The sequence below is a fragment of the Haematospirillum sp. H4485 genome (assembly GCF_012102745.1).
In the GTDB taxonomy this organism is placed as follows: Bacteria; Pseudomonadota; Alphaproteobacteria; order Rhodospirillales; family Rhodospirillaceae; genus Haematospirillum.
Map to the genome: position 1 here is coordinate 1 of NZ_JAAVSY010000019.1, position 18,941 is coordinate 18,941.

General features: G+C 60.2%; 24 protein-coding genes. All 24 read left to right on the forward strand.

From position 1 onward, the window contains the following. Positions 1 to 184, forward strand: a 184-nt coding sequence (locus HEQ61_RS10590; protein ID WP_209315614.1) for a D-Ala-D-Ala carboxypeptidase family metallohydrolase, incomplete at its 5' end; no start/stop codon positions are given. Next, complete coding sequence (locus HEQ61_RS10595; protein WP_168019513.1) at positions 172 to 729, forward strand: hypothetical protein; 558 nt, start codon at positions 172 to 174, stop codon at positions 727 to 729. The genes HEQ61_RS10590 and HEQ61_RS10595, both read left to right, overlap by 13 nt. A 117-nt stretch (positions 730 to 846) precedes the next feature. Next, positions 847 to 1,368, forward strand: coding sequence for a terminase small subunit (locus HEQ61_RS10600; RefSeq protein WP_168084790.1), 522 nt, complete (start codon positions 847 to 849; stop codon positions 1,366 to 1,368). 2 nt (positions 1,369 to 1,370) lie between these two features. Then, positions 1,371 to 3,236 (forward strand): phage terminase large subunit family protein, encoded by a 1,866-nt coding sequence (locus HEQ61_RS10605; protein WP_322099249.1) that lies wholly within the window; start codon positions 1,371 to 1,373, stop codon positions 3,234 to 3,236. Between the two features lie 18 nt (positions 3,237 to 3,254). Further along, positions 3,255 to 3,785 (forward strand): hypothetical protein, encoded by a 531-nt coding sequence (locus tag HEQ61_RS10610; protein WP_066134979.1) that lies wholly within the window; start codon positions 3,255 to 3,257, stop codon positions 3,783 to 3,785. Continuing rightward, positions 3,785 to 5,302 carry a phage portal protein gene (locus HEQ61_RS10615; RefSeq protein WP_168019509.1) on the forward strand — a complete coding sequence of 506 codons (1,518 nt, stop codon included), beginning with the start codon at positions 3,785 to 3,787 and terminating at the stop codon, positions 5,300 to 5,302. The genes HEQ61_RS10610 and HEQ61_RS10615 overlap by 1 nt, the downstream gene beginning before the upstream one ends. Continuing rightward, complete coding sequence (locus HEQ61_RS10620) at positions 5,299 to 7,161, forward strand: phage major capsid protein (RefSeq protein WP_168019508.1); 1,863 nt, start codon at positions 5,299 to 5,301, stop codon at positions 7,159 to 7,161. Before HEQ61_RS10615 ends, HEQ61_RS10620 begins: the two co-directional genes overlap by 4 nt. A 25-nt stretch (positions 7,162 to 7,186) precedes the next feature. After that, positions 7,187 to 7,378, forward strand: coding sequence for a hypothetical protein (locus tag HEQ61_RS10625; RefSeq protein ID WP_168019507.1), 192 nt, complete (start codon positions 7,187 to 7,189; stop codon positions 7,376 to 7,378). Continuing rightward, on the forward strand, positions 7,375 to 7,713 hold the full coding sequence (locus HEQ61_RS10630) for a hypothetical protein (protein WP_168019506.1): 339 nt from the start codon (positions 7,375 to 7,377) through the stop codon (positions 7,711 to 7,713). Before HEQ61_RS10625 ends, HEQ61_RS10630 begins: the two co-directional genes overlap by 4 nt. Continuing rightward, positions 7,700 to 8,239, forward strand: a complete 540-nt coding sequence (locus HEQ61_RS10635; protein WP_168019505.1) for a hypothetical protein — start codon at positions 7,700 to 7,702, stop codon at positions 8,237 to 8,239. Before HEQ61_RS10630 ends, HEQ61_RS10635 begins: the two co-directional genes overlap by 14 nt. Continuing rightward, positions 8,236 to 8,778 carry a hypothetical protein gene (locus tag HEQ61_RS10640; RefSeq protein ID WP_168019504.1) on the forward strand — a complete coding sequence of 181 codons (543 nt, stop codon included), beginning with the start codon at positions 8,236 to 8,238 and terminating at the stop codon, positions 8,776 to 8,778. The genes HEQ61_RS10635 and HEQ61_RS10640 overlap by 4 nt, the downstream gene beginning before the upstream one ends. Further along, positions 8,775 to 9,446, forward strand: coding sequence for a phage baseplate assembly protein V (locus HEQ61_RS10645; RefSeq protein WP_168019503.1), 672 nt, complete (start codon positions 8,775 to 8,777; stop codon positions 9,444 to 9,446). The genes HEQ61_RS10640 and HEQ61_RS10645 overlap by 4 nt, the downstream gene beginning before the upstream one ends. A gap of 50 nt (positions 9,447 to 9,496) precedes the next feature. Continuing rightward, complete coding sequence (locus HEQ61_RS10650; RefSeq protein ID WP_168019502.1) at positions 9,497 to 9,835, forward strand: GPW/gp25 family protein; 339 nt, start codon at positions 9,497 to 9,499, stop codon at positions 9,833 to 9,835. Next, on the forward strand, positions 9,832 to 10,749 hold the full coding sequence (locus tag HEQ61_RS10655) for a baseplate J/gp47 family protein (RefSeq protein ID WP_168019501.1): 918 nt from the start codon (positions 9,832 to 9,834) through the stop codon (positions 10,747 to 10,749). The genes HEQ61_RS10650 and HEQ61_RS10655 overlap by 4 nt, the downstream gene beginning before the upstream one ends. Next, positions 10,746 to 11,375 (forward strand): phage tail protein I, encoded by a 630-nt coding sequence (locus HEQ61_RS10660; protein ID WP_168019500.1) that lies wholly within the window; start codon positions 10,746 to 10,748, stop codon positions 11,373 to 11,375. Before HEQ61_RS10655 ends, HEQ61_RS10660 begins: the two co-directional genes overlap by 4 nt. Further along, a complete protein-coding gene (locus HEQ61_RS10665; protein ID WP_168019499.1) occupies positions 11,372 to 13,075 on the forward strand; it encodes a phage tail protein in 1,704 nt (567 codons plus the stop codon). The genes HEQ61_RS10660 and HEQ61_RS10665 overlap by 4 nt, the downstream gene beginning before the upstream one ends. A 24-nt stretch (positions 13,076 to 13,099) precedes the next feature. Continuing rightward, entirely contained in the window at positions 13,100 to 13,369 is a 270-nt protein-coding gene (locus HEQ61_RS10670; protein ID WP_168019498.1) for a hypothetical protein, read from the forward strand. A gap of 34 nt (positions 13,370 to 13,403) precedes the next feature. Beyond that, entirely contained in the window at positions 13,404 to 14,582 is a 1,179-nt protein-coding gene (locus HEQ61_RS10675; RefSeq protein ID WP_168019497.1) for a phage tail sheath subtilisin-like domain-containing protein, read from the forward strand. After that, entirely contained in the window at positions 14,582 to 15,088 is a 507-nt protein-coding gene (locus HEQ61_RS10680) for a phage major tail tube protein (RefSeq protein ID WP_209315516.1), read from the forward strand. The genes HEQ61_RS10675 and HEQ61_RS10680 overlap by 1 nt, the downstream gene beginning before the upstream one ends. Positions 15,089 to 15,131: 43 nt before the next feature. Beyond that, on the forward strand, positions 15,132 to 15,389 hold the full coding sequence (locus HEQ61_RS10685) for a phage tail assembly protein (RefSeq protein WP_066134947.1): 258 nt from the start codon (positions 15,132 to 15,134) through the stop codon (positions 15,387 to 15,389). A 117-nt stretch (positions 15,390 to 15,506) separates the two neighbouring features. Continuing rightward, a complete protein-coding gene (locus tag HEQ61_RS10690; RefSeq protein WP_168019496.1) occupies positions 15,507 to 17,294 on the forward strand; it encodes a hypothetical protein in 1,788 nt (595 codons plus the stop codon). A gap of 6 nt (positions 17,295 to 17,300) precedes the next feature. Further along, complete coding sequence (locus HEQ61_RS10695) at positions 17,301 to 17,708, forward strand: phage tail protein (protein ID WP_167804532.1); 408 nt, start codon at positions 17,301 to 17,303, stop codon at positions 17,706 to 17,708. Then, entirely contained in the window at positions 17,680 to 17,892 is a 213-nt protein-coding gene (locus HEQ61_RS10700) for a tail protein X (RefSeq protein ID WP_408938929.1), read from the forward strand. Before HEQ61_RS10695 ends, HEQ61_RS10700 begins: the two co-directional genes overlap by 29 nt. Then, on the forward strand, positions 17,883 to 18,896 hold the full coding sequence (locus HEQ61_RS10705; protein WP_168019495.1) for a phage late control D family protein: 1,014 nt from the start codon (positions 17,883 to 17,885) through the stop codon (positions 18,894 to 18,896). Before HEQ61_RS10700 ends, HEQ61_RS10705 begins: the two co-directional genes overlap by 10 nt. The last annotated feature ends 45 nt before the right edge of the window (positions 18,897 to 18,941 follow it).

The following is an 18,941-nucleotide window of genomic DNA, read 5'->3' on the forward strand; positions in this document are numbered from 1 at the left end:
CGGCGGGCGCCCGCAATCCATGCACCTTCTGGGGCGTGCAGCCGACATCATTACCGTCAGCCCACTGCACGCGGTTTATGTGTGGCTGTGCAAGCAGTACCCGTTCCGGCTCGGTCTGGGGCTTTACCCGTCTTTCATCCACATCGACACGCGCACGGGCCCCTGTGCACGATGGACACCATAACAGCGGGGCGCGTCATGCAATGGTCTGATGTCGGGCAATGGATCAAGAAGAACGGCGGTCATGGGGCGTCGCTGGTAGGCTCGCTCCTGACGGGCAACCTGCCCGCAGCGGTGGCCAGCGGCATCGCCATGGTCAGCAGCGCAACAGGCACAGACAGCCCCGAGGCGGCCTTGCGTGAGCTACAGAACAATCCAGCGGCGGTCATTCGCCTGCGCGAGATCAGCCTTGAGGATGACAAGTCAACCCGGGCACATATCGAGGCTATGGCGCGGGCCAACCTGGAAGACAGCCAGCACGCCCATCATGAAACGCAGGAAACCATTCGATCCGGGGACCGGGCCTCTGATCGCCTGATCCGCTGGATCCGCCCCGGCCAGTCCACCCTGTCCCTGCTCGCAGGTATCGCCTATGTGTGGCAGGCGCCCGCCCCGGACCCGTACGCGATGACGCTGCTGTTCTCGCTGCCCGGCGCCTACTTCGGCCTGCGCGAGTTCGGCAAGGGCGCGGAGCTGCTGGCCACACGTCGCGGGAGGAGTGTGTCCTGAAAAAAACAGGTACTTCCGCGAGGGGTCCGGCCTGCGGGTGGAAAGGCCCGGGCTTTTATGTGTGCGTGGCCCTTGCCCAAGGGGTTTATTATTATATAGCAAGACGGCTGTAGCGCGATGAGTGGCAGGAAAGGAGCGGGCCAGGAGGTCAACCGCACGGCCATCGCCCAGGTATTTGGCGTCGCGCTGCCAACAATTGACCAGTGGGTCCAGGTTGGTTGCCCCTTCGTGTGCCGTGGGGGCAAGGGCAAGGCATGGATTTTCAACACCGCCGATGTTGCTGCCTGGCGCGAGGACAGGATCCGGCAGGAAGCAGTGTCAAGTGCGCCCGCCGATGAACAAGAACTGAAGCTCCGTCACCTTCTGGCCATTACCCGCAAGGCCGAACTGGCGTTGCTTCGTGAAAGCGGTGAACTGGCCCCCCTGTCCCAGGTCGAGAAAGCCATCGCTACCGCATTCGCGGAAGTGCGGGCGAACCTGAGGAACATACCGGGCCGGGTTGTCACCCGCCTCATCGGTGAAACAGACGCCGCCCGCCTGAAAGCCGCTCTCCTTGATGAAATTGACGCGGCTCTTGAAACATTGGCATCCACCACCCTGATTTCAGAGGCTGATCTTGAGCTTGAGGAGGAGTCCTGACGGTGACCGAGGGCTTTCCAAATCCGCGCGGCATTCTGGCGGCCATGCGACGGGCACAAGGCTACCTGCGCCCTCCGCCGAAGCTGAAGCCCAGTGAATGGGCCGAGGCCAATATCCGTATACCAATCGGTAATGCGGTCCCTGGTCCGCTGCGCTTCGACAACGCCCCATACCAGCGCGAGCCCTTGGACATGCTCATGGATCCGGAGTGTCAGCGGGTCTCCATGAAGTGGGGAGCCCAGGTTGGCAAAACAACCCTCGCTCTCTGCGCCCAAGCCTACATGATTGCGCAAAATCCATGCAGCCAGATCATGATGTTACCGTCACAAGGCGACCTGGCGACATGGCTGGAGACAAAGTTCAACCCCATGATCGAGGCTAATAAAGGTTTGCAGGCCCTTTTGGCCAAGCCACGTGGCAGGGAGGGCGTCAACAACCAGCGAATGAAGTCTTATCCCGGCGGCTTTCTGATGTTTGCCTGGAGCGGCAGTCCAAAAACCATGCGGGGGCGTTCCGCGCCGTTCATTGTCTGCGATGAAACCGACGGATATGACCGCACATCCGAAGGCCACCCGGTCGGGCTGCTGTGGCAACGGGCGGCGACTTTCGGAGACCAGCGCAAGCTGCTTGAAATCTCGACCCCTACATTGAAGGCGGCGTCGTGGATCGAAAGCGCCTTTATCGCCGGGGACTGCCGTCGCTTCCTTGTTCCCTGCCCGGACTGCGGTCACAGACAGCACCTGTCCTGGCGCGGCGTCCAGTGGAATAAAAGCAGTGATGGCGAACACCTACCGGAGACAGCGTGTTACGTGTGTTCGGAGTGTGGCTCTCTTTGGGATGACGGGCGCCGCATTGCAGCCATCCGGCTTGGTGAATGGAAGGCCGAACGCCCTTTCAGGGGCCATGCCAGCTATCATCTGAACGAGTTATACTCGACGTTCAGGTACCTGCGCGACATTGTCCGGTCCTTCCTCGACAAAAAAGCAGCGGGCGACCTGCAAACCTTTGTCAATGTGTCGCTTGCGGAGACCTGGGAGGAAGACGGGCAGCAGGCATCTGCAATGGACTTGATGCAGAGAGTCGAGGTTTTCTCCGCCCCTGTGCCCGAGGCGGGCCTGATTCTTACGGCGGGCATTGACATGCAGCAGGACCGTCTTGAAATGGAGGTGGTTGCCTGGGGTGCGGATGAGGAAAGCTGGTCCGTCGATTACCTTGTTTTATGGGGTGATCCGCTTGGGGCGGCTGTATGGGCGGAGCTGGACCAGGCCCTGAATGAAACCTACCTGCACCAGTCCGGCGCACAGCTTGCAATCAGTGCTGCTTGCCTGGATACCGGCGGAGGGCGCGGTCATACCTCTGCCGCCTATGACTACGTGAGGCGTCAAAGCGGGCGCCGCGTGTTCGCCATCAAAGGCATCGGTGGTTTCGGGCGGCCCCTGGTCTCGCCGCCAAAGCGCACGCGGTCCATTCGCGGCGAGCGTCCGATCAATCTTTTCGGTGTTGGTGTAGACGAAGCAAAGATCATGATCATGCGGCGCCTGGAGGTCAACACGCCGGGTCCGGGCTACAGTCATTTTCCCGCCGACCGGAGCGCAGAGTACTTCCACCAGCTGACCGCCGAAAAACTCATTACACGCTACGTAAAAGGCTTTCCCCGCCCCGAATGGCACAAGACGCGGGGCCGTAACGAGGCCCTTGATTGTCGCGTCTACGCCTTGGCCGCCCTGAAAATCCTGAACCCGAAATTCCATAAACTTGCATCCCGCACCGCACTGGGCCGTGGGGAAAAAGCGCCACAGGACAGCGCCGGGTCCGGGCCCCACCATACTGCGCGACGGTCGCGATTTCCTACGCGGCGGCGGGAATAAACAGGTTTACAGGTGCCTATGTTCGCCATCCAGAAAGAGATTACAGCGGGTACATCGCTGGATATTCGTGCAACGCTCCCCGCCTGTCCCCCCCCGGACTGGACTCTCCGCCTGCTTCTCAGGGGTCCCGCACCCCTTGACCTGGAGGCAGAGCCTGACGGCCTTCAGCACCGAATAAGCGTGCCCGGGAGTCGGACCACGCTGTGGCCTCCCGGCACATACTGGTATACGGCCCGTGTATCCGACGGGTTCACCGTATACGACCTGAAATCGGGCGCGATATTGGTGCGTGATGACCCCGATAATATTACCGGCCTTTTTGACGGTCGCGGCCATGTTATGAAGGTCCTTGAGGCTGTCGAAGCCGTTATCGAGGGGCGGGCCACGATCGACCAAAGCAAGTACAAGATCAACAACCGTGAGCTGGAACGCACACCGATCCCCGATCTCCTCCGCCTCCGGGATACGTACCGGGCGGAGCTGAAAAGAGCCCGGCTTGCCGAACGCGGTCAGAGCCTTTTGGGGCGGCAGGTTCTGGTGAGGTTCTGATGAATATCCTGGACCGGCTATTCAGGCGTACGGCTTCCGCAGTCCGCCGCCGCCCCGGCGCCCGTTTCTCCCGTAACTTTTTCGATTCCGCCTCGACGGACCGGTTGACCCAGTCCTGGAGCACAACGCCTGTCAGCGCTGATGAGGTCGTGCGCAGGAACTATACCTCATTGGTTGCGCGATCCAGACATGAAGCCGACAACAATGACTACGCGAAAAAATTTGTTCGGTTATGTGTGCAGAACATTGTCGGGCCCAAGGGGGTTCTTCTCCAGGCGCAGGCCCGCGATTTCGACGGCAACCTGGATAATTCGGCCAATGACGCCCTGGAAGATGCCTGGGACCGGTGGGGGGCCGCCAAAAGTTGTGATATCGGCGGCCAATTGAGCTGGCGGGCCCTACAGTCTCTTTGCATCACCAGCGCCGCCCGGGACGGCGAGTTCTTTATAAAAATGGTCCATGGCCCGGATGCAGGCCCGTGGGGGTTTGCGCTCCAGGTGATTGACCCCACCCGCTGTCCTGTGCACCTCGACCAGGACCCCCGGACCGGAGGATCATTCATCCGCCAGGGTATTGAATTCAATATGTCGGGTCGCCCCCTGGCCTATTACTTCATGACAACAGATGACGGGCGCCCTGACTATAGCCTTGAGGGCAGGAATTATCGCCGTATCCCGGCCAGCGAGATTATACACGGCTTCCTGCCTGACATTGTCGGCCAAAAACGGGGCTTGCCATGGATGGCAACCAGCTTGTGGCGTCTGCACATGCTGAAAGAGTTCGAGCATGCCGCCCTGGTCAACGCAAGAACAGCTGCTGCAAAGTGCGGCTTCTTCAAGCACGAATTCGAGACAGGTGACACTCTTGACGAAAACGAAGAGCTCTACATGGAGGCCAAGGCCGGGGTCTTCCAGGAGCTCCCCGCAGGTGTGAGCTTTCAGGAATGGAACCCGTCCTATCCCTCCGGTGAGTTCCACGCCTTTCAAAAAGCCATGCTGAGAGGCGCGGCCAGTGGCATGGGTGTTGCGTACAACAATTTAGCCAACGACCTTGAAGGCGTGAATTATTCAAGTATACGGCAAGGCACACTGGACGAGCGCGAGCACTGGAAGTGGCTCCAGGAATGGTTGATCGAAACTTTGCATGAACCCGTCTTCAAAGCCTGGCTCCCCAAAGCCCTCCTCCATGGTGTCGCGATGGAAAACGGCGGGACCCTTCGCCCGGACCGGCTGGAAAAATACAGCCGCGTTGCCTGGCAGCCCCGCCGCTGGCAGTGGATCGACCCCGCCGCCGATATAAAGGCCGCGATTGCCGCGAAAAACAACATGCTGTCCTCCCCCTCGCAGATCATTCGTGAACAGGGCCGGGATCCGGATTCCGTGTGGCGGGAAATCGCCCGCGACATCTGTGCGATGGAGGCGGCAGGGATTCCGAAAGAATACATAGGCAGTGCAATTGGCTTGGCACTCGGGGCGCCCACGCAAGCGGGCGCGGGAAAAACCGGAGAACCTGAATGAGTAGTCTACAAACCCTGACCGCCGAAATGATCAATACGCGTGATGGCGAGCGCCCGGGCCTGACCCGGTCGGGTCGGGTGAGCGCGTTTGATGAAGAAAACCGCTGCGTCGAGCTGGCGTTCTCGTCCGAAACGCCTGTTTTGCGGTGGTTTGGTGAGGAAATTCTCGACCATGCCCCCGGCGCCATGGATACCAGCAGGCTTGACGACGGGGCCCCATTTCTGGTCGGGCACAACCCGGAGGACCATGTCGGGGTTGTGGAAATGGTTGAAACAGGCGCAGACCGCAAGGGCCGCGCCCGGGTCCGCCTTGGTAAATCTGCACGGGCTCAAGAAATCCTCGACGATATTCGCGATGGCATCCGCCAGCATGTGTCGGTCGGCTATACGGTCGATGACGTCGAGGTCCAGAAACGTGCCGGGCAGCCGGACCTTGTTACTGTGCGGCGATGGCAGCCTTTTGAAATCTCATTGGTTTCCATCCCCGCCGACCCGTCCGTCGGGGTCGGGCGCAGCATGGAAAAACCGCCACAGGACTTCAGGCCGCACGTCGCGGAGACTGACGACAACAACACCCACGTGAGGATCGGAGCGGGAATGGAAAAGACAACAGACACGGTCGAAGCCAAGGTAACGACTGCCGAGGACCCTGTTCAGGCTGAACGGGCGCGCGCAGCAGCCATTATTGACATCGGGCGGCAGTACAAGGCCGAAGCCCTGGCCAGTCAAGCGGTGACGGGCAACCGCAGCGTCGATGAGTTCAGGGCCGACCTTTTGAAGCATATTGCGTCTGGCACCACCCCCGCCCTTGATGTGCGCTCCATCCCGACCGTCGGACTGACCGAGAAGGAATGCCGTTCGTTTAGTATTGTCCGTGCTGTTCGTGCCCTGGCGGCGCCGGGGAACCACGAGCTAAGGGAAGAGGCTGCTTTTGAGTTCGAAGTAAGCCGTGCCACCGCGCGGGCCTTGGGAAAAATGACCAACGGAATTATGGTCCCCCAGGACGTTCTTGACCGCGCCCTCAACACATCGAAAGACGGGAGCGAGTCAGGAAATACGGGCGGCTATCTGGTCGCTACAGATTATTTGGCCTCGTCCTTCATACAGATCCTGCGCAACCGCACAGTTTCCATGCGCCTTGGTACGCCGCTGACAGGCTTGGTCGGCGATGTGGAGATACCCGCACAAACCTCCGGGGCAATGGGCTATTGGATCGGAGAAGGTGCGGACGCTCCTGACACGCTTCCGGTCTTCCATTCCAAAAAGATGTCTCCCCGAACAGTGGCGGCGGCAGTGCCCATTACCCGCCGTCAGATCATGCAGTCCAGCATTGATATCGAGGCAATGATTCGCGCAGATATAGCTGCTGCCGTTGGAGCTACCATCGACAAGGCAGCCTTCTACGGCGCGGGAAGCAAGGAGCCTCTCGGGCTGTCCCGTCTTTCTGGGATAAATGCAGTAAAATTCGCTGCCAAAGGCAACCCTGCATATGCCGAGCTGATCCAGATGGAATCCGAGATAGCGGGCGACAATGCTGATTGTCCGGGAATGGCCTACGTTTTGTCCAGCCGCACAAAGGGCTGGCTGAAGACAGCCCAGAAATTCGAGGGAACGAATGGCGCACCTGTCTGGGAGGCGGGGGATACTGTCAATGGATACCGTGTTGAAGCAACAAACCAGATTGATTCCAATGATGTTTTCTTCGGCAATTTTGCAGATCTGCTGATCGGGCTTTGGGGCGGCCTTGAAATCACGGTGGATGCTGCGGCCTATGCCAAAAGCGGGGGCATCCAGATTATTGCTTTCCAGGACTGCGACTTTCTTGCCCGCCGGGCAGAATCATTCTGCCTCGGGCGCTAGTGCCGTACTTTGATGGAGGGAAAAGATGGCTGAAGAGTCCGATGGTGTAACGGGCCTTGTTACGCTTCGTGTGGTGTTTCCATTCGGATACGAGGGAGTTATCCGCAAGGACGGGGATACCGTTTCTGTACCCGTGGATGTAGCGCGAAATCTGATTGCACGTGGCAGGGCGGCTCTTGTATCCCCGAAACCAGCCACAGAGAAGAGGACCAAGTGACAGGTTTCCACACGTGGGAGGAACTGGGGCTGTTTCTCAACCCGAAAGAGTTCGCAGAAGCAGCTGTCCTCCAGCTGCAAAACGGCACCGAGCGCACTGTTACCGTTCTATACGATGACCCCTACCTTGATGTTGAGTTGGGGGAGTACTGCGGTGACCGGACAGAGCCTCGCCTGAACGGAAAAATGTCGGACCTTGGAGACCTGCGGCGCGGCGATACGGTCTTGTTACTGCGGACGGGTGAGGTTTTTGACGTTCTTGGGGGCGCTCAGCCCGACGGGACCGGCTGGGCTGTTGTTCCTCTCGCGAGTGTAAACAAAGATGCTGGGTTTTGAAATCAACACAGCAGAGTTAGCGCGGATTGCAGATGAGTTCTATGCATCTGAGTCCGCCGTCCAGCTCGCCCGCAGCCGCGCTTTGCACAAGACTGCATTATACATTACCCGCCTTGTCAAAAGCGGGCTGTTGGGTGAGCTCCAGCTGAGCAATGCAAAGGCGCTGCGGACGCGTTTGAAGAGTCTCAAAGGTGACGGAGCTTCAGCCGGGTTGTGGATCGGGGCCAACGCCATTGAAATCTGTCGATTCCGCGGCAAGCCCCGGACTTCAGCCAGAGGGGTTTCGTTCCGCTCGCAGGATTTTGCAGGCTCTTTCATGGCCCGGATGCCAAGCGGCCATACATCTGTTTATCATCGATCCAGGAAGCGTCGTCTTCCCGTCGAAGAGCAGGCTCTGCCTGTGCACGAGGCCATTGCCGCGTTCACCGAGACAAAGGCAGTCCCTGAAATCAGCAGCGTATTTTATCGGTATTTCTCGGATGAAATCCGCATGCGCACTGTTTACGGGCCGAAAGGACGCGGATGAACGCCAGGACGCAGGTTACAGTCGAGGAGGTCCAGGGCGCGATACGGTCTGCTGTCCGCGCCGCGTTCCCGGCGATGAAGTGCACAGACTTTTATTATGATGACAGGGCGCGCTTGCCTGTTCCCGCATGCCTTCTGGAACTGACCGAGATGGAGCCGTGCGCGGAAAGCGATCCGGGGACCGGCCAGCTGGCCGTGACAGCGCGTTTCAGCGCATATCTTCTCATCGGATTCCGGACTGAGCGGGCGCACCTCAGCATATGTACCCTGGCGGCGGCTTTTGCCCGGCTCGCGCACCGCAACCGCTGGGGGCTGCCGGTTGAGCCCGCGACGGTCACCGCGATTTGCCCCGACCACTTCAACCCCGAATTTGATCAATACCTGGTCTGGCGCGTGGACTGGCAGCAAATCATCCATCTGGCGCAAAGCGTCTGGGATGACGATGAACCTGTGCCACGGGTCGCACTGGGCAGCTGGTCGCCAGAGATTGGCCCCGCCTACGAGCCTTCCTACACAACGACAGAAAAAGACAGCGTATGAGCTGGGGCCTTGGAGAGCTGGAGAGACGGCTTGCGAACATCATCCGGACAGGGGTGGTGGAGGCGCTTGACGCTTCGGTGGCCCGTGTTCGTGTGCGCAGCGGCGACCTTTTGACAGGCTGGCTCCCATGGCTGACGCAGCGGGCTGGCACTGACCGGACCTGGTGGGCGCCGGAGCCCGGGGAGCAAGTCCTTGTCCTCGCGCAAAGCGGCGACCTTGCGCAAGGCTTTGTCCTTCCCGCTCTCTACAGGGCTGCGCATCCGCCCCCGGCAGATCAAGCGACAATCCATCGTACGGAATACGCCGATGGCACTTTTTTTGAATATGACAAGGCCGCCAGCCGACTGACCATCCATACCCCCGGCGAGGTCGTTGTTCGCGCCGCCCGTACCCTCACCGCTGACTTTGACGGGGTGGTGACTGTCAGGTCCGGCACCCACATCACGATAGACGCACCCACCGTCACTGTAACAGGTGATCTGACGGTAGAGGGCCGCTTGACCTATCTTGCCGGGATGTCCGGCGCTACAGGCGGAGCTGATGCGGCGGCGATGATCAGCGGCAGCATTCATGTTGTTGACGGCGATGTGACCGCCGGGGGCACAAGCCTGCGGAACCACGTTCACACCGGTGATTCCGGGGGTACCACAACCGCGCCGACCGGCTAGGGGAAAAACCGCCACAGGACGCAGGAGCGCTGTGTTCACAAGATGGACACATGAACGGCACCAACGCAAAAACGGGCAAGCCCCTCTCCGGGCTTGATCATCTCTCGCAAAGCATCAGGGATATCTTGACGACCCCTGTTGGGAGCCGGGTTATGCGGCGTGATTACGGCAGTCGCCTGCCCTCCCTGATCGATGCGCCCGTCAACCGCAGCACCATACTGGAGCTTTATGCGGCCACAGCCGAGGCTCTTGCCCGCTGGGAACCGCGTTTCAAGCTCCAGCACGTGCGCATTCTCGAAGCCCATGTCGGCGGCATCCTCATGGACCTGACCGGAATATACCTGCCTGAGGGCCGTCAGGTTTCTTTGCCCGGGGTGCGCGTCCAGTGAGGAAGGAAGCCCGGTACAGCGCCATTGACCTGTCGCAGCTGCGCCCCCCTGATGTTGTTGAGCAGCTTGATTATGAGTCTGTTCTCGCCGACATGCTTGCAGCCCTGCGGGCATACAAAAACCAGAACGGCGAAGCCATTTTTACAGCGCTGGTTGAGAGTGACCCGGCGTTAAAGATCCTTGAGGTCGCGGCGTACCGGGAAATGATTGTACGGCAGAGAGTCAACGAGGCGGCTCGGTCTGTCATGCTGGCTTACGCGACCGGCACAAATCTCGATCATCTGGGAGCTTTGCCGGGTGTCGCCCGCAAGGTCCTGCAAGCGGCCAACCCGCAGGCATTTCCCCCCGTAGACGCAGTGCTGGAGAACGACGACGACTACCGCCGCCGGATTCAGCTCTCTCTTGAGGGTTTCAGCTCTGCCGGTCCAACAGGGGCCTATATCTTTCATGCTTTATCCGCAGCGCCGGGGGTCAAGGATGTTGATGCTTTCAGCCCCGCGCCCGGCGTTGTGTCAGTGACGGTCATGTCAAATGGAGGCGATGGCTCGCCGGGCTCAGAACTGCTGGCTGCGGTGCAAGAGCGCCTGTCTGATGAAAGTATCCGGCCCCTGACTGACCGCGTTGTTGTTCAAGCTGCAAAGATCCGCCCATACACCATACGCGCCCGGTTGCTTTTCCATGATGGCCCGGACCGTGAGGCCGTCCTGGACCACGTCCGGACTATGGCCGAAAAGTTTTGCCGCGACCACCACCGCCTGGGGGCCGATATCACGCTCTCCGGACTATATGCCGCGCTGCATCAGGCCGGTGTTCGAAAGGTAGAGCTTCTGGAGCCGACAGAGACAATCAGTATTGACCGGGCCGAGGCTGCGTGGTGCACGGACGTAGACATTCTGGAGGGGGATGCCGCATGACGGGTGACTTGCTACCCCCAAATGCCTCTCCCGAAGAAAAAGCCATCAGCCGGGCCATGGACAGAATATCTGCTGTTACTGTTCCTGTCAGTGACATGTGGAGGCCTGAAGAAATCCCCGCCGCCGCTCTCCCCTGGCTCGCGTGGGCGTTGTCGGTGGATGTATGGAACCCGGACTGGCCGGAGGCGCGGAAGCGGGCGGTGATTGCGGCATCATTCCAGGTCCACCGCCACAAGGGGACGCGGCGCGCGGTGCGCGAGGCACTTGAGGCCCTTGATGTTGACGTCACGCTGACCGAATGGTTCGAGGCTGACCCGCCCGCACCCGTCCATACGTTTACCGCCGAAATTGCCACGCCCGGCCCGGTCTCCCCCGCCCTTTCCGAGGAAGCCCTGTCCATGATCCGGGCGTCCAAGAATGTTCGCTCGCACCTGACCGCCCTGCGCGTGGTCCTGCACCAGTCCGGCGCAACCCCACAGACGGCAGCGGCCTTGCTTCTGGGTGAGACCGTCTGCCTGCGTCCCGCCCCCCCGGTTGACCCGGTTTCCCTCGCCACCGCCCCCCTGATGGCCGCCGCCCTGTACGGCGCGGAAACGGTCACTGCCTATCCGCTGGAGGCCGCATGAGCGCACCACACTATTACACTTTGGTAACCGACGCGGGTCATACCCGCCTGACTGAAGGCCTTGCTACGTCCAAGCCGGTTGTTCTGACCCACTTTGCTTTCGGGGACGGCGACGGCGCAGCCTATGACCCGACGCCGGATCAAACCGCCTTGCGGCGCGAGGTCTGGCGCACCGAAATCAATTCCATCCGCACCGACCCGAAAAACCCCGCCTGGCTGACCGTCGAGGCGGTGATCCCGGCGCGGGTCGGTGGCTGGACCGTGCGCGAGGCCGGTGTGTTTGACGCGGATGGCACCTTGGTCGCCATCGCTAAATATCCCGAGAGCTTCAAGCCGCAACTGGATGACGGCGTTGGTAAAGACCTGTGCTGCCGCATGATTTTGCAGCACGGCAACGTGAGCGCCGTGACCCTGAAAATTGACCCGTCGGTGGTGCTTGCGACGCGCGATCATGTTTCCGCAGAGGTCGCGGCTGCGATCGCTTCTCATGCCGGTCCCGGTCACAGCCCGCCGGATGCGTCAACCACAGTCAAGGGACTGGTGGAACTGGCCACCACAGCCGAGGCCCGCGCCGGGTCGTCCACCCATCTGGCCGTCACCCCGGCGGGCCTGAAGGCCGCCATGGACGCCGCCACCCCCATAACATCCGGCATCGTCCGGCTGGCGACGGCGGATGAGGTCAGTGCCGGGACGGATACGGAAAAGGCGGTTACGCCTGCGGCACTGGCGGGCCACGTCTTGATGCAAAACGCCTTCATCAAGTCCGATCCGGACAGCGTGGTGTTCACCAGAACCGCTGCCAACGCGATCAGCCTGAAGGCCGGAACGGCTGTGGAGGTGCACGGCAAGGCCATCCCGTTTGCAACCGATACGGCGGTGGCGATGCCGACCCTGACCCCCGGCACCGATTACGCAGTGTATGTCTGCGCCGATGGATCCGTTCGGGCCGATGCCAACTTCAAGGCCCCGGTCGGCTATACGTCAGCCAACGCGCGCAAGATCGGCGGCTTTCATTATGCGCCCGGAGGCAACGCGACGGCACAGGCGGGTGGCGACACCAACCCGGCGATCAATCCGTATGCTATGTGGGATCTGAAGTTCCGCCCGGCGTGCAAGGACCCGCGCGGCATGACCCTGGTCGCGGACAGCTTCTGGGTGGATATCTATCTGTTGGGCGTCAACCACCATACGGACGGCACCAGCAAGTACGGTGTCATCATTGCCGACGGCTCAAGCCCACCGAAAATCCCGGGCCAGTTCGGGGGCAATGGCTCCCGGACCTATAGCTCGCTCAACTGGTGGGAAGCCGCCGAGGTGATGCAGGCGCATGGCAAGCAGCTGCCGTCATACGCTGAATTCGCGGCACTGGCCTGGGGCACCACCGAGGCTTCTGCGCCGGGTTCTGAACCGCAATCCACGGTGCTGAATGCCGCGTATACTTCAAGGTGGGGCGTGATCCAGGCGACCGGGTGTATGTGGGTGTGGGGGCGTGATTTTGCCGGTCCCTATGGTTCCACAGGTTGGAATGCGACGGGTGGCCGTGGCAGTACCTACCAGATGTCGAACGCCGTGATCCTGGGCGGTGAAGTTCGCTATCCGTCTTATTCCGGTGGACGCTGTTCGAACTGGGGTCACCCGGTATACCGCGCCTACCATTACATCAGTGCACGCGGCGTCTGTGCCCACCGGATTCTTCCATGACCTTCCCAACGGAGTTTTTAACGGATGAAAATCATCAACACCCGTGCCGATCTGGACGCGATCAAGGGCACCCCGACCCACGCTGAATTCATGCGCCTGCTGCGCGGCACCATGACCACCATGACCGACACGCAGACCTACCCGGAAGACTACGGCAAACCCGAATACAACGGGCCGAAACTGGACCCGGTCTGGGTCGAGGTCGAAAGCCTGGAAACCATCACCCGCTTCGGCTTCACAAAAGAAGACCTGATGCAGGAAAAAGCGCCACAGGACAAGCCAAGTAAAGCATAGATGATGATGAACGCTTCTAGGTGGAGGTTCAAACGTGCCTGAAACATTTCTTCATGGTGTCGAGGTTCTGGAAATTGATGCCGGACCACGCCCGGTGCGGACCGTCCGGTCTTCGGTGATCGGGGTTGTGGGAACAGCGCCGGGGGCGGATGCGGATCGTTTTCCGCTGAATACCCCGGTTCTGGTTACCGGCAGCCGCACCGAGGCCGCAAAGCTCGGCAGCGACGGGTCTTTGCCCGATGCCCTGGACGGTATCTTTGACCAGATCGGCGCTGTGGTGGTGGTGGTCCGGGTTGACAAGGGTAAATCCGACGCCGAAACGTTGGCCAATGTGGTGGGCGGTGTTGATGCGGACAGCGGTCAGTTCCGGGGCGTGCATGCGCTGCTGGGAGCGGAATCGGTGGTGGGTTTTGCACCACGCATCCTGTGTGCTCCCGGTTTCACCCACCAGGCTGAAGAAGGACAGGCCAACCCGGTGGTGGCCGAGCTGAAAGGTATTGCCGACCGTCTGCGGGCTATTGTGGTGGCCGATGGCCCCAATACCACTGACGAGGCTGCCCAAACCTATGCGCGACAGAATGCCGGGACCCGGGTCTATATGATCGACCCGTGGGTCAAGGTTCTGGACCGGTCCGGTGCGGTTGCCATGCGTCCGGCATCGGCACGCGTGGCCGGTATCATCGCCCGTGGTGACAACGACCGTGGTTTCTGGTGGTCGCCGTCCAACCAGCCGGTTAACGGCATTGTTGGTACGGCTCGCCCGGTTGATTTCAAGCTGGGTGATACTGCCAGTCGTGCCAACCTTCTGAATGAAAAGGGCATTGCCACGATCATCTGTCAGGATGGGTACCGCCTGTGGGGGAACCGCTCCCTGTCGGCGGATCCCAAGTGGGCGTTCCTGTCGGTGCGCCGCACTGCCGACCTGATCAACGAAAGCCTGCAACGGGCCCACATGTGGGCTGTGGACCGGAATATCACCAAGACCTATGTCCAGGATGTCACCGAAGGCGTCAATGCCTACCTGCGCACCCTGACCAATCTGGGTGCCGTTCTGGGCGGACGGTGCTGGGCTGATCCGGACCTGAATACCCCGGCCAACATCACCCAGGGCAAGATCTACTTCAACTTCGATTTCACCCCTCCCTATCCGGCGGAGCACATCACGTTCCGTTCCCACCTGGTCAATGATTACATCAAGGAGGCCTTTCACTGATGGCCGCGCGCGACGTTCTGAAAAATATCAACCTGTTCGTTGACGGGCGTGGCTATGCCGGACAGATCAGCGAATATTCTCCCCCCTCCCTGGCGCTGGTGACTGAAGATTTTCGCGCCGGGGGTATGGATGCGCCCGTCAAAATTGATATGGGCATGGAGGCACTTGAAACCAGTTTTAATTTGATCAGTTATGACCGCGACGTGCTGTCCCTGTTCGGTGTTGCCGAGGGAAAAAATGTGCCTCTGACCGCCCGTGGTGCCCTGGAATCCTGGGACGGCACGGTCACACCGGTTGTGCACACCATGCGCGGCAAGATCACCAAAATTGAACGAGGGGCCTGGTCTGCCGGGCAGAAACCGACCTTGGGTGTTACGCTGTGCCTTGAATATTTCAAGGAGGAACACGGCGGGCACACCGTTCACGAGATTGATGTCATCAACATGATCCGCAAGGTCAACGGCGAAGACCGCCTGGCGCAGATCAGAAGTGCGATTGGTGTATAGAGCGACCACGTGTTTGTTGGCACACAAAGGAGAGCCAGAGTACATGGATTATACGACCGAATATGTAGACGTCACCTTGTCCCGCCCCATTGACCTGGACGGGACACAAGTCAGCAGTTTGCGGATGCGCGAGCCGACGGTCCATGATCAGATTGCTTGCCAGTCGGTCAAGGGAAGCACAGCCCAACAGGAGGTTACACTCTTTGCAAATTTGTGCGGGATAGCCCCTGATAATATCCAGAAACTTCGGCTGCGTGACTACAGGAAGCTGCAGGATGCTTACTCAAATTTTCTCGAATAAGCCCGGTCGATCTGCGCCACAACGTAATCGCCCTGGCTTCGTTCACGTCCTGGGGTTTGTCTGAAATTGCATCTATGCCGCTAAGCCAGTTCAAATGGTGGATCGAGGGGCTGCCGCGTGGCGACTGAACAAAAACTCAGCACAAAAATAACAATCGGCGCAGCCCTGGATGCATCGTTTGCGCGGAATGTCGGCCTGATCAAGGGGGGGTTGGACAGCGTCGGGTCCGAGATCAAGACCATTACAAAGCGCCAGCAGGAGCTCAAGAAACAGCGCAAGGTTCTGGAGCGCGAAGGGAAATCTGTTGATGCCCTGGACCGGGAGTACCAGGAGCTCGGGAGCACACTGGACAAGCTGCGCGTCAGTCAGAAAAAGTGGGAGCGGGCTGCTGCCGCCAGCAACAGGGGTGGTGAGAAATTCGGGCAAATGCAAGGTGCGGTGGGGGGCTTGGCACGCACCACCACTGTCGCTGTCGGCGCTGCCGGGGCCGCAATTTTCAGCCTCGCAAACTCGACCGCTGGCTTGGGTGACCATGTCGCAAAAACCGCCGGAAAGATGGGGATTGGCATCGAGGCCTTGCAGGAGTTGCGCTACGCCGCCGAGCGCAGTGGAATGTCTGCCGAAGGTCTTGACGGGTCCATGGAAAAATTGTCCAAGGGCATCGGCGAGGCCGTCCAGGGGGGCGGCACGGCAAAGAAAGCGTTCGAGCAGCTGGGTCTTTCTGCGCAGGCGATGGCATCCATGCAGCCGGATGAAGCGCTGGCACTGGTAGCCGATCGGTTGCAGTCCGTGGAAAATGGCGCAGAGCGCGTTGCGTTGGCAACGGCCATATTTGGCCGCTCCGGCGCGGGCATGATCAACATGCTGAAAGATGGCTCTGCCGGGCTGACCCAGCTCCGGGAAGATGCGCGGGCGACAGGCTATGTTCTGAGCGAAAAAACAGCCCGGGATGCGGAGGCGTTCAAGGATGCGCTTCTGGATGCACAATTGGGGCTTGCCGGGTTGAAGAATACCATTGGCGGGGCCCTGATGCCGGTCGTTACAGACATGATGAAGGATTTTACAAGCTATATGCGGGAAAACCGCGATGAGGTCGTCGCCTTCGCAAAGCGCTTTGCCGACGGGTTCCGCGAGATAGTCCCCTTTATCGGGGATGCCGTCCGGGGCATTGCCGCAATAGCCACAGGCTTTGCATCTGTAACGAACAATCTCGCATCCCTTGTCGGTGGCTTTGACAACTTGGGTATCATCATGTCGGCTGTCTTTGCCTCCAAGGCTGTTGTGTCTGTCTTGTCTTTTGGTTCAGCCGTATGGGGTCTCGGCTCTGCCATGATCGGGCTTGCTGGCGGGCTCCCTGCTGTTGCGGCAGGAATCAAGGCGATCGGCCTGGCCTTGGTGGCCACCCCGATTGGCGCAATCATCGCAGGCATCGCGCTCGCTGCGGGGCTTGTTATTGCAAACTGGTCAACCGTCAAGGCATTCTTCGGCTCATTATGCGACTGGATCACCGATAAGTTCTCCGCAATCGGTGAATTTTTCACGGGCCTGTGGGCTGGAATTACAGACGCTGCAAGCGCTGCCTTTGAATGGATTCTAGAGAAACTGCAATGGGTCGGCGCGGGGATTGGTAAGGTTGCATCCTTTTTTGGCCTTGGCCAGGACGCCGGGGGAAAACCCGGCGCCGAGCCGACACCCTCTTCATCTTCGGCGGCCCCGCCTGCGGCTATTCGGGGGGCTGCACCCGGCAAGGCGGACGTCACAAACAACGTCACCAACGCCCCCGTCTTCAATATCCAGCAGCAGCCCGGCCAGGACCCCCGGCAGCTGGCAGAAGAAATAGAGCGGATTCGACGCGAGAATGAACGCGGCGCGCTGCATGACGGGGCCATGGCTTATGGGTATTGAGGTCATATGGCAGATATCATGATGCAGCTTGGTGCTTATCAATTCAGCATCAATACGGCGGCGTACCAGGAGCTCAAGCGCTCGAATGCCTACTCATGGTCCGCCCAGGAGCGGTTCGGGAAACCCGAGGCCCTTCAATACACCGGGCCGGGCAGTGAAACACTGTCACTGGACGGTGTGATATTTCCCGGCTTCAAGGCCGGGCGAGGACAGCTTGAGGCCATGCGCCGCGAGGCAGCGAAGGGCGAGCCGCTTCAGCTGGTGGACGGCCTTGGCTTCATCCACGGGCAATGGGTGATCGAGCGCATAGACGAAACCCAGTCCCGGTTTGCGCAGAAAGGCGTCCCTATGCGCCAAGCATTCAGTCTTCAGTTGAGGAAATACGATGATGGGCCTTCGGTATCAAACGCGTGATGGGGATACGGTCGATTACATTGCGTGGAAGCATTACGGCGGGACTGCGCCAGGCGTTGTGGAGCAGCTTCTCGAAGCGAACCCCGGTCTGGTCCGCTATGGTATGGTTCTGCCCGCTGGTCTGGATATTGCTCTGCCGGATATGCCGCCGCGTGTGGCGGCTGGGGAAGCGTTATGGGGATAAAGCCCGGCTTCCAGATCCGGGCCAATGATGCTGACATTACCGCAGGAATCCGCGGCTACCTTGTGTCCTTGCGCCTCACCGACGAGGCGGGACTGCAAAGTGACACGCTGGAGCTTATGCTCGCCGACCCCAATGACCGCAAGCCATTGGCTTTGCCCGCCGCAGGGACGGAGCTCTGCGTAGCCCTGGGCTATGACAATGCCCTGCGAAAGATGGGTTTGTTCATTGTTGACGAGCTGGAGGTATCCGGTCCCCCTGATCGTATCACGGTCAAGGCGAAGGCCTCTGTCCAGGCGGCGTCAACAGGTGAAGCCGGGTCCAGGCGCCCGATGTTGACAACACAAAAAAACCGCTCGTGGTCAGCCGGGACAACGCTGGGGGACATGGTGCAGGTCATCGCGCAGGAACACGGACTGAAAGCCGCAGTAGCGCCAGCGCTTGCAGCCACATTTCTGCCGCATGTTGATCAGGCCAATGAGTCTGACATGGCGCTGCTGACCCGTTTGTCCAAGGACTATGACGCCCTTGCCAAGCCTGCGGGGGGGCATCTGGTTATCGCCAAGCGCGGGGAGAGCAAGACGACCACGGGCAAGCCCCTGCCGGTCGTGGCGGTATCCCGGGGCGAGATAACCCAGTATCGTGTAACAATTACCAAGCGGCAGCCGGTTGGACAGGTTATCACGCAGTGGAATGACCTCGACGCAGGTATGGTGCGCGAGGTTGTGGCGGGCCAGGGTGAGCCCGTCGCCCGCATTCGGCATCCGTTTGCTGACGCAGCGGGGGCGAAGCAAGCCGCAGTCGCAGAGCTGGAAAAACGAGCCCGCGCCGAAAAGCAGCTGTCGCTGACGTTGCCGGGCAACCCGGCCCTGATTGCCGAGGCCCGGGTAGAACTGAAAGGCTTCCGGAGCAGTGCGAACGGACTGTGGCTGATCACCCGTGCGGAGCATTCATTATCGCGCAGCGGGTATACCACAACGCTTACATGTGAGTCGGTTTCAGACTGATTGCGCGAGAGCGATAAGGCGCTCCAGATCCCGCCGCGAAAGTCG